Source organism: Streptomyces griseobrunneus (assembly GCF_046713465.1).
In the GTDB taxonomy this organism is placed as follows: Bacteria; Actinomycetota; Actinomycetes; order Streptomycetales; family Streptomycetaceae; genus Streptomyces; species Streptomyces microflavus.
The window spans coordinates 3508255-3522872 of the sequence record NZ_CP177080.1; the positions used below are offsets into that span (position 1 = coordinate 3508255).

13 protein-coding genes and 1 riboswitch are annotated in these 14618 nt (G+C 71.2%); of the genes, 6 read left to right on the top strand and 7 right to left on the bottom strand.

Annotation, left to right across the window (positions count from 1 at the left end; all coding sequences use genetic code 11):
* Positions 1-267: 267 nt before the first annotated feature.
* Complete coding sequence (locus ACK8N7_RS15875; RefSeq protein ID WP_032758824.1) at positions 268-546, bottom strand: MoaD/ThiS family protein; 279 nt, start codon at positions 544-546, stop codon at positions 268-270.
* 45 nt (positions 547-591) lie between these two features.
* Complete coding sequence (gene thrC, locus ACK8N7_RS15880; RefSeq protein ID WP_403216924.1) at positions 592-1884, bottom strand: threonine synthase; 1293 nt, start codon at positions 1882-1884, stop codon at positions 592-594.
* 18 nt (positions 1885-1902) lie between these two features.
* Positions 1903-2030, bottom strand: a riboswitch (SAM riboswitch).
* Between the two features lie 164 nt (positions 2031-2194).
* Here thrC and ACK8N7_RS15885 point away from each other — a divergent pair.
* Together ACK8N7_RS15885 and ACK8N7_RS15890 are read left to right on the top strand one after the other, a co-directional pair.
* A complete protein-coding gene (locus ACK8N7_RS15885; RefSeq protein ID WP_015610340.1) occupies positions 2195-3145 on the top strand; it encodes a glucosyl-3-phosphoglycerate synthase in 951 nt (316 codons plus the stop codon).
* A 102-nt stretch (positions 3146-3247) separates the two neighbouring features.
* Positions 3248-4639, top strand: a complete 1392-nt coding sequence (locus tag ACK8N7_RS15890) for an alpha,alpha-trehalose-phosphate synthase (UDP-forming) (protein ID WP_500442856.1) — start codon at positions 3248-3250, stop codon at positions 4637-4639.
* A 54-nt stretch (positions 4640-4693) separates the two neighbouring features.
* Here the strand turns inward: ACK8N7_RS15890 and otsB are convergent, their stop codons facing one another.
* The 3 genes from otsB to ACK8N7_RS15905 form a co-directional block, all read right to left on the bottom strand.
* A complete protein-coding gene (gene otsB / locus ACK8N7_RS15895) occupies positions 4694-5551 on the bottom strand; it encodes a trehalose-phosphatase (RefSeq protein WP_403216930.1) in 858 nt (285 codons plus the stop codon).
* Positions 5552-5633: 82 nt separating this feature from the next.
* Entirely contained in the window at positions 5634-5933 is a 300-nt protein-coding gene (locus tag ACK8N7_RS15900) for a DUF3263 domain-containing protein (RefSeq protein WP_403216932.1), read from the bottom strand.
* Between the two features lie 23 nt (positions 5934-5956).
* Positions 5957-7234 carry an ABC transporter substrate-binding protein gene (locus tag ACK8N7_RS15905; protein WP_403216934.1) on the bottom strand — a complete coding sequence of 426 codons (1278 nt, stop codon included), beginning with the start codon at positions 7232-7234 and terminating at the stop codon, positions 5957-5959.
* Positions 7235-7629: 395 nt separating this feature from the next.
* Here ACK8N7_RS15905 and ACK8N7_RS15910 point away from each other — a divergent pair, with 395 nt between their 5' ends.
* The 3 genes from ACK8N7_RS15910 (at position 7630) to ACK8N7_RS15920 (ending at position 10847) form a co-directional block, all read left to right on the top strand.
* Complete coding sequence (locus ACK8N7_RS15910; RefSeq protein WP_015610335.1) at positions 7630-8562, top strand: ROK family protein; 933 nt, start codon at positions 7630-7632, stop codon at positions 8560-8562.
* The gene (gene nagA, locus ACK8N7_RS15915) at positions 8562-9719 is read left to right on the top strand and encodes an N-acetylglucosamine-6-phosphate deacetylase (protein WP_403216936.1); all 1158 of its coding nucleotides are present in this window, start codon (positions 8562-8564) and stop codon (positions 9717-9719) included. Before ACK8N7_RS15910 ends, nagA begins: the two co-directional genes overlap by 1 nt.
* A 201-nt stretch (positions 9720-9920) precedes the next feature.
* A complete protein-coding gene (locus ACK8N7_RS15920) occupies positions 9921-10847 on the top strand; it encodes a 1-phosphofructokinase family hexose kinase (RefSeq protein WP_500442860.1) in 927 nt (308 codons plus the stop codon).
* Positions 10848-10889: 42 nt separating this feature from the next.
* On the opposite strand, the gene ACK8N7_RS15925 is transcribed toward ACK8N7_RS15920, so the two are convergent.
* Positions 10890-11894: a carbohydrate-binding protein gene (locus tag ACK8N7_RS15925; RefSeq protein WP_403216940.1), complete on the bottom strand. Its 1005-nt coding sequence runs from the start codon at positions 11892-11894 to the stop codon at positions 10890-10892.
* A gap of 143 nt (positions 11895-12037) precedes the next feature.
* The gene (cdgB, locus tag ACK8N7_RS15930) at positions 12038-13693 is read right to left on the bottom strand and encodes a diguanylate cyclase CdgB (RefSeq protein WP_015610331.1); all 1656 of its coding nucleotides are present in this window, start codon (positions 13691-13693) and stop codon (positions 12038-12040) included.
* Positions 13694-14080: 387 nt separating this feature from the next.
* On the opposite strand from cdgB, the gene ACK8N7_RS15935 reads away from it, so the two are divergent.
* The gene (locus ACK8N7_RS15935) at positions 14081-14587 is read left to right on the top strand and encodes a flavin reductase family protein (RefSeq protein WP_403217074.1); all 507 of its coding nucleotides are present in this window, start codon (positions 14081-14083) and stop codon (positions 14585-14587) included.
* Positions 14588-14618: the final 31 nt, after the last annotated feature.

The following is a 14618-nucleotide window of genomic DNA, read 5'->3' on the forward strand; positions in this document are numbered from 1 at the left end:
TGGGCACAGGCGAACGCCCGAATATGTGGGATTGCTGAGATTTACGGGCAAGTCGGGCCAGGCAAAGGCCACTTATGCCACAAGGGGTTCACGTACTTTGGCTGCTTCTTATCGGGGCCGGGCGCATTCTCATATGCGGGCGGCACACGCAGCGAAGGGGGCTTCCCCAACTCTACCGTGCTCAACCATGCAGAATTGCCCCCTCCGCTCTGTGTGGCGGAGGGGGCAACTGCGTTCAGGAGAGGGCGCGGCGGCCCCCGGAGAAGTTCAGCAACCGCCGGCCACGGCCGGGATGATCGAGATACCGGCGCCGTCGGGCGTGACCGTCTCCAGGCCGCCCTCGAAGCGCACGTCGTCGTCGTTGACGTACACGTTGACGAAGCGGCGCAGCTTGCCCTGGTCGTCCAGGACGCGGGCCGCGATGCCCGGGTGGTCCTTCTCCAGGGACTCGATGACCTCGGAGAGCTTCGTGCCCTCCGCCGGGACCTCGGCCTGGCCGCCCGTGTACGTGCGGAGGATGGTGGGGATACGGACCTTGACGCTCATGGTGGGTGCCCTTCTTGCTTCGGAAGCGGACTCGGACCCGGTGGGTCAGGCGGAGGCGAGGCCCGCGGCGCGGAACGCGTCCAGGCTCGGCTTGATGGTGGCCGTCGCCTGCGAGGTCGCGGAGACCGCGTCGAGCGTCTTGAGCCCGTCACCGGTGTTCAGGACGACGGTGGTGAGCGTCGGGTCGATCACACCGGCCTCGATCAGCTTCTTCGTCACGCCGAGCGTCACCCCGCCCGCGGTCTCGCCGAAGATGCCCTCGGTGCGCGCCAGCAGCTTGATCGCGTCGACGACCTGCTCGTCGTTCACGTCGTCCACCGCGCCGCCGGTGCGGCGGGCGATGTCGAGGACGTACGGGCCGTCCGCCGGGTTGCCGATGGCCAGGGACTTGGCGATGGTGTTCGGCTTCTGGGGGCGGACCACGTCGTGGCCGGCCTTGAAGGCGGCGGAGACCGGGGAGCAGCCCTCGGCCTGGGCGCCGAAGATCTTGTACGGCCGGTCCTCGACGAGGCCCAGCTTGATGAGCTCCTGGAATCCCTTGTCGATCTTCGTCAGCTGGGAGCCGGACGCGATCGGGATGACGATCTGGTCGGGCAGCCGCCAGCCGAGCTGCTCGCAGATCTCGTACGCCAGGGTCTTGGAGCCCTCGCCGTAGTACGGGCGCAGGTTGACGTTGACGAAGCCCCAGCCCTCGCCGAGCGGGTCGCCGATGAGCTCGGAGCAGAAGCGGTTGACGTCGTCGTAGTTGCCCTCGATGCCGACCAGCTCACCGCCGTACACCGCGGCCATGACGACCTTGCCCTGCTCCAGGTCGTGCGGGATGAAGACGCAGGAGCGCAGTCCGGCGCGGGCGGCGGCGGCGCCGACGGCACCGGCCAGGTTGCCCGTGGAGGAGCAGGAGAGGGTGGTGAAACCGAAGGCGCGGGCGGCCTCGACGGCGATCGCGACGACACGGTCCTTGAAGGAGTGCGTCGGGTTGCCGGAGTCGTCCTTGACGTACAGACCGCCGGTGACGCCCAGCTCACGGGCGAGGTTGTCGGCCTTGACCAGCTTGGTGAAGCCGGGGTTGATATTGGGCTTCTCGGCGACATCGGCGGGGACCGGAAGCAGCGGGGCGTAGCGCCAGATGTTGTTCGGGCCGGCCTCGATGCGCTTGCGCAGCTCTTCCGGGTCGCCGGCGGGCAGGTCGTACGCCACTTCCAGTGGCCCGAAACAGGACGCACAGGCGAAAAGGGGGCCGAGCTCGAAACGCTCGCCGCACTCGCGGCAGGAAAGCGCCGCGGCGGGACCGAGGTCGACAGAAGAAGTCGTGTTCTCTGCAATGGTCTGAACAGCCATGATGGCGGAGGCCCTTTCTCCTCATCTTCCTTGCGACGCATTTCGCCACAAGACGGAATTGGCACCTTCCCCACCGTGACCTCGCGGTCGGTAGGAGGGTTGCCGGGACTTCAACGGGCCGTTCCCTCAGTCCCTCTGGATGAGCTCTGTGGCACTGAATCTTCGATCCAGGCGTTTGTGTACCGACGGACCCCGACATGCGACGGTCATCCGCGTTGTTCAAGACTGTAACCGAAGGACCGGACGGTTGAGATAGTCGTCCGACCGGCGAGATGGATCACACACAGCTCACACGCAGGGAGTTCAGACCGTGCTCGAAGAGGTGGAACGCTGGCTGACCAGGCGTTCCTGGTCGTCCGCCGACCGCCCGCTGGACCGGCTCACCGACGCCCGGGACGCCGAACCGCACCGCACCTCGGTGAGCGTGGTGCTGCCCGCGCTGAACGAGGAGGCCACGGTCGGCGCGATCGTGGCGACGATCCGGCGGGAGCTGATGGAGAAGGTCCGGCTGGTCGACGAGCTGGTCGTGATCGACTCCGGTTCCACCGACGCCACCGCCGCCGTCGCGCGGGCCGCGGGCGCCCGGGTGGTCCACCGGGACGCGATCCTCCCCCGGATCCCGGCCCTGCCCGGCAAGGGCGAGGTGCTCTGGCGGTCGCTCCTGGTGACCAGCGGCGAGATCGTCTGCTTCATCGACGCCGACCTCAAGGACTTCTCCGCGGACTTCGTCTCGGGGACGGTCGGCCCGCTCCTCACCGACCCGACCGTGCAGTTCGTCAAGGCGATGTACGACCGTCCCTTCGGTGACAGCGCCGGTCAGGGCGGTCGCGTCACCGAACTGGTGGCACGCCCCCTGCTCAATCTGCACTGGCCGCAGCTGGCCGGCTTCGTGCAGCCGCTGGGCGGCGAGTACGCGGTGCGGCGCTCGCTGCTGGAGCGGCTGCCGTTCCCGGTCGGTTACGGAGTGGAGCTGGGGCTCCTGGTGGACGCCCTGCACACCGTGGGTCTGGACGCGCTGGGCCAGGTGGACGTCGGGGTGCGGCGCCACCGCCACCAGGACGGGCAGGCGCTGGGCCGGATGGCGGCGGCGATCTACCGCACGGCGCAGCTGCGGCTCTCCCGGGGCCATCTGGTGCGGCCCGCGCTGACGCAGTTCGAGCGGGGCGAGGAGGGGTTCGTGCCGCGCACCCACGCGGTGGACACGGAGGAGCGGCCGCCGATGCGGGAGATCGCGGAGTACGCGGAGCGGTGGGCGGCGTGAGGCGCGCGGTGCTCCGGCGGCCCTGAGGCTTACGCGGGTGCGGTGGGCCGCATGAGGCTCTGAGGCGTTTGGCGGCTTCCCTTACGGGCTAGGTTCCGCTACATGGTCTCCGAGCACGCACCCTCCTCCACTGCCCAGGTTCTCGTCGCGTCCAACCGCGGCCCGATCACGTACACGCTCGGTGAGGACGGGACGCTCGACGCCAAGCGCGGCGGGGGCGGTCTGGTCTCCGGGCTGAGCGCCGTCGACGACAAGCTGTGGGTCTGCGCGGCCCTCGGCGACGGCGACCGCGAGGCGGTGCGGCGCGGGGTCGGTGAACCGGGCGTACGAATGCTCGACATCGACGCCGAGGTGCACGCCGACGCGTACAACGGCATCGCGAACTCGGTGCTGTGGTTCGTCCACCACCTGCTGTACCAGACGCCCGTCGAGCCGGTCTTCGACGCGGAGTTCCGGCGCCAGTGGGCCTCCTACGAGACGTACAACCGGGCCTTCGCCCGGGCGCTCGCCGATGAGGCGGGCCCCGGTGCGGCGGTCCTCGTGCAGGACTACCACCTGGCGCTGGTCCCCGGGATGCTCCGCGAGCTGCGCCCGGACCTGCGGATCGGCCACTTCTCGCACACCCCCTGGGCACCGGTGGACTACTTCCGGCTGCTCCCCGACGACATCGGTGAGCAGCTGCTGCGCGGCATTCTCGGCGCGGACCGGGCCGCGTTCCTGACCCGGCGGTGGGCCGACGCGTTCATCAGCTGCTGTACGGAGATCCTCGGCGGGACGGGGAGGACCAGGATCGGGGTGCACGGGCTCGGGGCGGACGCGGACTTCCTGCGGCGGCGCTCGCACGAGGCGGACGTCGACGAGCGCATGGAGGCGCTGCGGGAGCAGGTGGGCGAGGGCCGGAAGACCATCGTCCGGGTGGACCGCACCGAGCTGTCCAAGAACATCGTGCGCGGCCTGCACGCGTACCGGGCGCTGCTGGAGAGCCACCCGGAGTGGCGCGAGCGCGTGGTCCATGTGGCCTTCGCCTATCCCTCGCGCCAGGACCTCGCGGTCTACCGGGACTACACGGCGGCGGTGCAGACCCTGGCCACGGAGATCAACGGGGCGTACGGCACGGAGAGCTGGACGCCGGTCGTCCTCCACGTCAAGGACGACTTCGCCCGCTCGCTCGCCGCGTACCGGCTGGCGGATGTGGCCCTGGTCAACCCGATCCGGGACGGCATGAACCTGGTCGCCAAGGAGGTCCCCGTCGTCTCCGACCACGGCTGCGCGCTGGTGCTGTCGCGGGAGGCGGGGGCGTACGAGGAGCTGGGCGAGGACGCGATCGTGGTGAACCCGTACGACGTGGTGGGCACGGCCCAGGCGCTGCACGAGGCCCTGTCGATGAGCGCCGAGGAGCGGACGGGCCGCACGAAGCGGCTGGCCGAGGCGGCGACGGCGCTGCCGCCGCAGCAGTGGTTCCTGGACCAGCTGGAGGCGCTGCGGCAGGAGTGAGGGGCTTCTCTTCCGGTACGGCTCGGAGCTGATCGGCCAGGGCCGCCAGGAAGCTCAGAGCTGCTCGGCCAGGGCCGCCAGGAAATCGACCACGGCGGCCGGGCCCGGCACCAACAGGTCAGCGCGCTCGGCCAGTTCGGGCACCTCGGCGCTGCCGCTGCACACCAGCAGCCCCGGGATGCCGTCCGCGCCCTCGCCGCGCAGCTTCTCCACCGCGGCGAAGGCGGCGAGGTCCCCGAGGTCGTCGCCCGCGTACAGCACGGACTCGGCGTCGACCTCGGCGACGTACGTGGCCAGGGCGACGCCCTTGTCCATGCCCGGCGGGCGCAACTCCAGCACCTGCCGGCCCGGTTCGAGGATCAGCCCGTGCAGCGCGGCCAGCTCGCCGAGAGGGCCGCGCAGGGTCTCGAAGGCGGCCTGCGGGTCCTCGGCGCGGCGGGTGTGGACGGCGACGGCCTGCCCCTTCTCCTCGACCCAGGTGCCGTGCCAGGAGTCGAACTCGTGCAGTACGCCGGGGAGTTCGGCGCGTGCGGCGGCGACGCCGGGGTGCGGGGCGGGGGCGTTCACGGTGCCGGTGGCGGCGTCCCAGCGCTCGGCGCCGTAGTGGCCGAGGACCACGAGGCGGTCGAGGCCGGGGACGCCCGCGAAGCCGCCGTAGCGCACGGCGACGCCTGCGGGGCGGCCGGTGATCACGGCGACGGAGGCGACCTTCGGGGCGAGCGCGGCGAGCGCCTCCACGGCGCCGGGGTGGGCGCGGGCCCGCTCGGGGTCGGGGACGATGTCGGCGAGCGTGCCGTCGAAGTCGAGGGCGATGACCGCGCGGTCGGGCCGGGCGAGAATGGCCTCCAGGCCCTCGCGGCCGGCCGGGGTGGTCGGGGTCGGGATCGGCGGCTGTGCGGAGTGGCTGCCCATGGGGTGAGCCTAGCGGGGTACGGCCGAACCCGGGGCGCGAGCCCACCCGGGGGTTCGGTGGCAGGGCCCCCGACGTGGGCGGTCAGCGGCGGTCGCGCCTGGCCTCGCGCAGCCGGCGCAGACGGTTCACCGTGACCGGATCCTCCCGCAGCGCCCGCTCGTCCTCGATCAGCGCGTTGAGGAGCTGGAAGTAGCGGACCGGGGAGATCCCGAGCTCCTCCCGGATCGCCCGCTCCTTCGCCCCGGGCCCCGCCCAGGACCTCCGCTCCAGCGCGAGCACGGCCCGCTCCCGCGCGGACAGCTCACGGGCGGCAGGCGCGGGCCCGGCAGGCTCGGACGGCTCAGGCCCGGCGGGCGCGGGCTCGGCGTCAGGGGCGGTCATAGAACCAACCTAACCGCGCCCGCCTACTCCGCGCTCTCCGCCTTCGTCGCCTCGGCCGCTATCGCCCCGAGCACCCGCTCCGGGCTCCCGCCGGGCGCGACCGCGTCGCCGATGTTCGTCTTGATCGCCTCGCTCACCGTCGCCCAGGACGTCTTGCCGAACGGGGGCAGCTGGGAGTTGGGCAGCGCCGCCAGGAACTCGCGGAGCTCCGCGTGCTTGGCGTCGGTCTCCATCTCGGCGGACGCGCTGCCGGTCACCGGGAGCAGGTCGTACTCGTCGGCGAAGGCGAGCACGTTCTCGTCCGAGTAGGCGTAGTCGAAGAACTCTCCGATCGCCTTGCGGTTGCCGTTCTGCTTGAAGCCCATCATCCAGTCGGCGACGCCCATCGACCCGTTGGTCGGCCCCTCGGCGCCGGGCAGCGGCACCATGCCGACCTTGACGCCCTTGGCCTCGGCCTCCTCCATCAGCGTGGGGTGGCCGTTGAGCATGCCGACATCGCCGTTGGTGAACGCCTCGAACGCCTTGGCGCGGTCCAGCTTGCCCGGCTCGACGGGACCGGTGAGGCCCTTGCCGACGAGGTTGTCCCGCAGCCAGCTGAACGTGGCGATGTTCTGGGCCGAGTCGATGTCGTACAGGCCGACGTCGTCGACGTAACCACCGCTGTTGCTGAGCAGCCACATCAGGGTCTCGGCCTGGGACTCCTCCTGGCCGAGCGGCAGGGCGAAGGGGTACTCGACGCCCTTCGCCTTGAGCGCGGTGGCGTCCTTCTGGATGTCGTCCCAGGTCTCGGGGGCGTCGAGACCCGCCTGGCCGAAGAGCTTCTCGTTGTAGAAGAGCAGCCGGGTGCTGGCGACGAACGGGAGCCCGTACAGCGTGCCGTCGACCTTGCCCGCGTCCGTGAGGGTGGGCAGGAAGTTCGCCTGGGTGCGGATGGAGAGCATCTGGTCGGCGCTGTAGAGCTTGCCGTCCTTGGCGTAGTCGGCGTAGGCGCCGATCTGGGCGATGTCGGGGGCCTTGCCCGCCTTAACCATCTCGGCGACCTTGCGGTCGACGTCCTTCCAGGAGTAGACGCTGACATCGATCTTGATGCCGGGGTGCTCCTTCTCGAAGCCCGCCGCGACACCGCTCCAGTACTTCTCGGAGCTGTTGGCCGCACTGTTGCCGTAGTCGGCGGCTACCAGTTTCAGGGTGACGTCGCCCGTGCCGCTGTCACCACCGCAGCCCGACAACGTTGCCGTCATACCCAGCGCGGCCACCACCGCGGTCAGAACCGTAAAGCGCCGCTGCACAGCCTCGCCCATCCTCGTCTATCACCTGGCTCACGGACGATGGCGTCGCGTCGCCGTGCGGACCTCTCGCCGGTCGGCCACGGTGCCGCCACCCGTCCTGCCACCATCCGGATGAACTGCGATTTTCCCCCACCGCCGAGGGGAGGTCTACACCACCGGCGTATCGCTTCGGCAACATATACGGACCTCGGGGGCCACAACTGGCTTACGTGCTCTGGCAGTCGGGACCCCGAACCCGTATCTTGGTCCAGACCATTGACCCGGCAGACCCTTGGCCCAGGTGCCCATTTCGTGGCTTTACGACAGGAAACAGTCACCCTTCACTCGTTCATCGTTTTGTATGGGTGCGCAACAAACCGCGCTAGTGGACTAGACCTTTTAGGGGTCGGCGGGCGAAACTGTCTCTCGTGAGACATGTCATCGCCCTCGATGTGGGCGGCACCGGAATGAAGGCCGCGCTGGTCGGGACCGACGGCACGCTGCTCCATGAGGCGCGGCGGGCCACCGGCCGGAAGCGCGGCGCCGACGCGGTCGTCGAGACCATCCTCGCGTTCGCCGCGGATCTGCGCGCCTACGGCGAGGAGCACTTCGGCGAGGGCGCGGTCGCCGCCGGCGTCGCCGTGCCCGGCATCGTCGACGCCGAGAAGGGGATCGCGGTCTACGCCGCCAACCTGGGCTGGCGCGACGTACCGCTGCGCGCCCTGCTGGGCGAACGGCTCGGCGGGATCCCGGTCGCCCTCGGCCACGACGTCCGCACCGGTGGGCTCGCCGAGGGCCGGATCGGGGCGGGCCGGGGCGCCGACCGCTTCCTGTTCGTGCCGCTGGGCACCGGGATCGCCGGGGCCATCGGCATCGGCGGCACCATCGAGGCGGGCGCCCACGGGTACGCGGGCGAGATCGGCCACATCGTGGTCCGCCCCGACGGCCCGGACTGCGGCTGCGGCCAGCGCGGCTGCCTGGAGACCCTGGCCTCCGCCGCCGCGGTGACCCGGGCCTGGGCCGCCGCCTCCGGCGACCCCGAGGCGGACGCCGCGGACTGCGCCAAGGCCGTCGAATCGGGCGACCCGGCGGCGATCGCCGTCTGGCGGGACGCGGTCGACGCGCTCGCCGCGGGACTCGTCACCGCGCTCACCCTGCTGGATCCCCGCACGCTCATCATCGGTGGCGGTCTCGCCGAGGCCGGGGAAACCTTGTTCACACCACTGCGTGCGGCCGTCGAGGAACGCGTCACGTTCCAGAAGCTGCCCCACATCGTCCCGGCGGCCCTCGGGGACACCGCCGGATGCCTGGGCGCGGGGCTGCTCGCCTGGGATCTACTCTCCACGGAGGTTTCCGCCTGATGGCCGGACGCGCAGCAGACAGCACGGTCCTCGCGGGCGCCCGGGTGGTCCTTCCCACCGGCACCGTGGATAGCGGCCGGGTGACCGTCGAGTCCACCCGGATCTCCGGTTCCGCACCGGAGGACGCCCGGATCGTCGACCTCACCGGCCACTGGGTGGTCCCCGGCTTCGTGGACATGCACAACCACGGCGGCGGCGGGGCCTCCTTCACCTCCGGCACCGTGGACGAGGTCCTCCACGGCATCCGTACGCACCGTGAGCACGGCACCACCACCCTGGTCGCCTCCACGGTCACCGGCGAGATGGACTTCCTCGCCCGGCGCGCCGGCATCCTCTCCGAGCTGGTCGAACAGGGCGACCTGGCCGGGATCCACTTCGAGGGCCCCTTCATCTCGCCGTGCCGCAAGGGCGCCCACAGCGAGGCGCTGCTGCGCGACCCGGACCCGGCGGAGGTCCGCAAGCTGATGGACGCCGCCCGAGGCACGGCCCGGATGTTCACCCTCGCCACCGAGCTGCCCGGCGGCATCGACTCCGTACGGCTGCTCGCCGAGCACGGGGTCATCGCCGCGATCGGCCACACGGACGCGACGTACGAGCAGACCGTCGAGGCGATCGACGCGGGCGCCACCGTCGCCACGCACCTGTTCAACGCGATGCCCCCGCTCGCCCACCGCGAGCCCGGTCCGATCGCCGCCCTCCTGGAGGACGACCGGATCACCGTCGAGCTGATCAACGACGGTACGCATCTGCATCCGGCGATCCTGGAGCTGGCCTACCACCACAAGGGTGCCGGCCGGGTCGCGCTGATCACCGACGCGATGGACGCGGCCGGCTTCGGCGACGGGCAGTACCAGCTCGGCCCGCTCGCCGTCTCGGTCACCGACGGGGTGGCCCGGCTGGTGGAGGGCGGCTCCATCGCGGGTTCCACCCTCACCCTGGACACCGCGTTCCGCCGGGCCGTCACCATCGACAGGATCCCCGTCGAGGACGTCGTCCGCTCCATCTCGGCCAACCCCGCACGCCTCCTGGGCGTGGACGACCGGGTCGGTTCGCTGGAGCCGGGCAAGGACGCGGACCTGGTGGTGCTGGACGAGGACTTCGTCCTGGCGGGCGTCATGCGCAAGGGCGAGTGGATCATCGAGCCCAAGACGGCCTGAGGCCGCGGCGTTCCTGAGGCCCCCGCATTCCTGGGCCCCGGCATTGTTGAGCACGTAACGAAGAGATGGCGGTCGGGACCCGGGACTGGGCCCGACCCCCCTCCCTTTGACATGATCACCAGCATTACGCGTCACCACAGGAAGGTCGCGCGGGCCGCTGGGTCCCAGAGGTCCGAGGGAATCGAGGAAGGGACGGACCAGGTGATCCTGACCGTCACCCTGAACACCGCGCTCGACGTGACGTACACCGTCGACGCGCTCGTCCCGCACAGCAGCCACCGGGTCGGCGAGGTCTCCGAACGCCCCGGCGGCAAGGGGCTCAACGTCGCCCGGGTGCTGGGGGCGCTCGGCCACGAGAGCGTGGTCACCGGCTTCGTCGGCGGCGCCACCGGAGACGTCCTGCGCGACCTCCTCGCCCCGCTCCCGCCGCGCGACGCCCTCGTCCCCGTCGCCGGGAACACCCGCCGCACGCTCGCGGTCACCGACCGCTCGACCGGCGACACCACCCAGCTCAACGAGCCCGGACCGCAGGTGAGCAGCGCCGAATGGGCCGCCTTCCTGCGGACGTACGAGGAGCTCGTCGGCGCGGCCGACGCGGTCGCGCTCTGCGGCTCCCTGCCGCCCGGCATCCACGTCGGCGCCTACGCGGAGCTGGTCCGGATCGCCCGCGCCGTCTCCGTACCCGTGCTCCTGGACACCAGCGGCGAACCCCTGCGCCGGGGCATCGCCGCCCGCCCCGACCTGGTCAAGCCGAACGCGGACGAGCTGGCCCAGCTGACCGGCTTCCGCGAACCGCTGCGCGCCGCCGGGGACGCCCGCCGCCGCGGCGCCCACGCGGTGATCGCCTCGCTCGGGCCGGAGGGACTGCTCGCGGTCACCCCGCAGGGCACCTGGCGCGCCGCACCGCCCGCCGCCGTCCGCGGCAACCCGACCGGAGCGGGCGACTCCGCGGTGGCCGGGCTGCTCTCCGCCCTGGCCGAGGGGCTCGACTGGCCCGGCCGGCTGGCCCGCGCGGTGGCCCTGTCGACGGCGACGGTCCTGGCCCCGGCGGCCGGCGAGTTCGACGCGGAGGCCTATGCGGAGCTGCTGCCGCGCGTGGGCGTGGAGCCGGACACGCCGACGCCCTGACCACCTCGCGGGCGGTCAGGGCGTACGTGCGGCGGCTCGCGGTCAGCCGTTCGACTTGATGTGACCCGACTTCAGCTCCAGCTGGTCGAGATTGGCGTCGCACTCGTCGCCCGTCTCGCAGGACAGCTTGAGGGTGTTGGAGCCCTTGTCCAGCTGGACGTACGCGTACGTGTTCGTCCAACCCTTCTCCAGGTCGCCCTCGGCGGCCTTCGCGAAGTTCTTCATGTTGATGGAGCGAGGCTCCTGCGCGTTGACCGTCAGGGTCGTCTTCGCGTCCTTGCCGGGCACGCCGTAGGTCACATACAGCGTGTACGGGCCGGCCTCCGGCACATCGACCGTCCAGGTGGCCGACCGGCCGACCTCGTTCAGGTTGATGTAGTTGCCGTTGGCCCCCTTGGCACCCTTGACCGTGCTGTCCAGGGAGGCGGAGCCGCCCAGCGTCAGCGTCGCCGCGTCCTGCTTCGGGAGCTCGACCGGCTTCGGCGTCTCCTCGGGCTCCTTGTCCGGCTTGCCGGACTCCTCGGCCTTGTCGGCGGGGCCCTCCGAGGACACGGCCTCGTTGTTCTTCTTGTCCTTGTCGCCGTTGTCGCCCGAGAGCAGCGCGGCGCCGATGCCGATGAGGACGACCGCGACCACGGCGACCGCCGCGATCAGCAGCGCCTTGGTGTTCGGGCCGCCCCGGCCGCCGGAACCGCCGCCCGGCACGGAGCCGTGCTGCGCGGCGGGCGCGCCACCGGGGTAGGTCTCGGGGGCCGCGTACTGCGGGTTCGGCGCGTTGTACTGCTGCGGGGGCTGGCCGTAGTTCTGCTGGGGCGGGTAGCCGTACCCCTGCTGCGGCGGTACCTGCTGCTGCCCGTACTGGCGCTCGCCGACCGTCCGCACCTGGTTGTACGACGTTCTGGGCACGCCCGGCTGCGCGGCCGGACCCGGGTAGCCGTAACCGCCCTGACCGGGCGGCTGGGCGCCTGCCGCTTGTCCGTCCGCGTACAGATAGCCGAACGGATCGTCGTCCTCGGGCTTGCTCGCGCCGTTGTTTCCGGCCGTCATCCCTGGGTCACTCCTCACCATGTCGCCAGCCGTCGCCGACCGGCCGAGCCTACCTCGAACGGAGCACAGTCCGAATTGCGATCACCGGCCGGGGCGACCGGCGGGAACGGGTACGGGGTAGGGGAGGAAAGTGTTCATGAACGTCAGCCGGCCCTGCGGTGAACCTTCGACCGGGACCGCTTCTCGACGTACATCCGCTGGTCGGCGGAGCGCAGAACCTCTTCCACGCTCATCCCGCACTCGGCCCAGCCGATGCCGAAACTCGCCCCGACCCGGACGGCCCGCCCGTCGACCCTTATGGGCGGAATGATGGCATTTCGCAGACGTACGGCCAGGTCAGCGGCGTCCGCCGCCCCGAGGCCGTCCGCGAGAACGACGAATTCGTCACCTCCGAGCCGGGCGACCGTGTCGCCGTCCCGGACGCAGGTGGACAGCCGCCGCGCCACCTCGATGAGAACGGCGTCACCCGTGTGGTGGCCGAACCGGTCGTTGATGGACTTGAAGCCGTCGAGGTCGCAGAAGAGGACCGCGAGCCCCTTCGTCCCGTCGTCGTTCTCCGCGTCGGGGGCGACCGCGTGCACATGGTGGTCGTAGAGCCCGCCGGCCGCCGCCGCCTCCCCCTCGTACCCGTCGGCCTGGTAGCCGTGGGTGAGGGAGGACTCGACGTCCCCGTACGCCGCGTCCAGCGCCTCGATCGCGGTCGCGGCCGGTGAGTTCGGCCGCTCGCAGATCCGGGCGCTGAGCCGGGACTTCAGCTCGGCGCTGTTGGGCAGCCCGGTGAGCGCGTCGTGCGAGGCGCGGTGGGCCAGGTTCAGCTCGTGGCGCTTGCGCTCCTCTATGTCCTCGACGTGGGTGAGCAGGAAGCGCGGCCCGTCGGCGGTGTCGGCGACCACCGAGTTGCGCAGGGAGACCCAGAGGTACGTCCCGTCCCGCCGCCCGAGCCGCAGCTCCGCCCGGCCGCCCTCGGCGGAGGTGCGCAGCAGGGTGCCGATGTCCTCGGGGTGGACCAGGTCGGCGAAGGAGTACCGGCGCAGTACGGAGGCGGGGCGGCCGAGCAGCCGGCACAGGGCGTCGTTGGTGCGCAGCAGCCGGCCGTGCTGGTCACCGCCCATCTCGGCGATGGCCATGCCGCTGGGCGCGTACTCGAAGGCCTGGCGGAAGGACTCCTCGCTGGCCCGCAGCGCCTGCTGTTCCCGTTCGAGTCTGACCAGGGCGCGCTGCATGTTTGCTCGCAAGCGAGCGTTACTGATCGCAATGGCGGCCTGGGAGGCGTACATCTGGAGCGCCTCGCGCCCCCACGCGCCGGGGCGGCGCCCGTTGCGCGGCCGGTCGACGGATATGACCCCGAGGAGGTCCCGCCCGCCCCCGGAGGCGTACATCGGGGCGTAGAGCCGGTCCAGCGGGTGCCACTCGTCCTCGAACCGGGGCTCGGGGCCCTCGGTGTGCCACTGCGGCACGTCGTCGTCGAGCAGGACCCAGCCCTCGGTGTGGGGTATGAACCGCAGCTGGTCCCAGGCCTCGCCCATGGAGAGCCGGCGCTCCCAGGAGTCGCGGGAGCCGACGCGGCCGGTGATCAGGGCCTCGGCGGCGGCGTTGCCCGCGAAGGCGGCGATGACGAGGTCGCCGTCGGGCCGGACCAGATTGACGCAGCCCAGCTCGTAGCCGAGACCGGTGACGATGCCGTCGGCCACGGTCTGCAGCGTGTCCGCCAGACTCCGCGCCGTGTTGAGATCAGCGACGGCCTGGTGCAGCTGCCGCATGGTCGCAAGGCGGACGTAGGGTTCCGACTCGGCCTCCATCGCTCGCACTCCCCGAGACCTCGACAGCAACTCCAGGTTTCATATCGACGTACTTGTTGCAGTGTCACGGCCACTGAATCACAGTGAGCTGTGCACCCGGTACACAGGGTCAGCAGAAAATGGACTCTGTGACTCAAGTCACAACAGATGGTCCAGTGGTGAGGGTGACTCTTCGGACGCTCCGTCGTTTCCCTGGCGCAAATTCGGCCGTGCGTATCCGGCCATGGTCCGGGGTCCGGACGCCCCCGGACCCGTGGGGCCGAAGTCCTAGGACCGGCCTGGTCCCCGGGCCCGATGCGGCGGCCAGGCCCGCGCGGCTAGCGTTCCGGTGTGCTGCAGACGACTCCCGCCACCCCGCGCCCCGAACCCGTCCCCCATGCTGAGGGGGTGAGCAACGACGAGTTCCGCGCAGCACTCGCGCGGCTGGCCGCAGGAGTGGTGCTGGTCACCGCCCAGGAGCCGCCGCTCGACGAGGAGGGCCGCGGTGAGGACGTCGGGATGACGGCCACCGCCTTCATGTCCGTGTCCCTGGATCCGCCCCTGGTGATGGTGAGCCTGCGCAACGACTCCCGGATGGACGACCTGCTCGACGAGCAGCCCCTGTGGGCCGTCTCCGTCCTGGCGGCGAGCCAGCGCCAAATCGCGGGGCGGTTCGCCATGAAGGGCCGGATCAGCGACCGGCTGCTCTTCGAGGACCTGGCGTACGTACGGGGCGAGGTGACGCACGCGCCCCTGATCGGCGGGGCACTGGCGACGCTGGAGTGCCGTACGGAACAGCGCGTGGTGGCCGGTGACCACACCCTGGTGATCGGCCGGGTGCTGACGGCCGAACTGCCGAGCCCGGACGGGGAGCCGCTGACGTACTTCAAGGGGCGCTACCGGCAGCTGGGGTGACGCCGACGTACTTGAAGCGGCACTGTCGGCA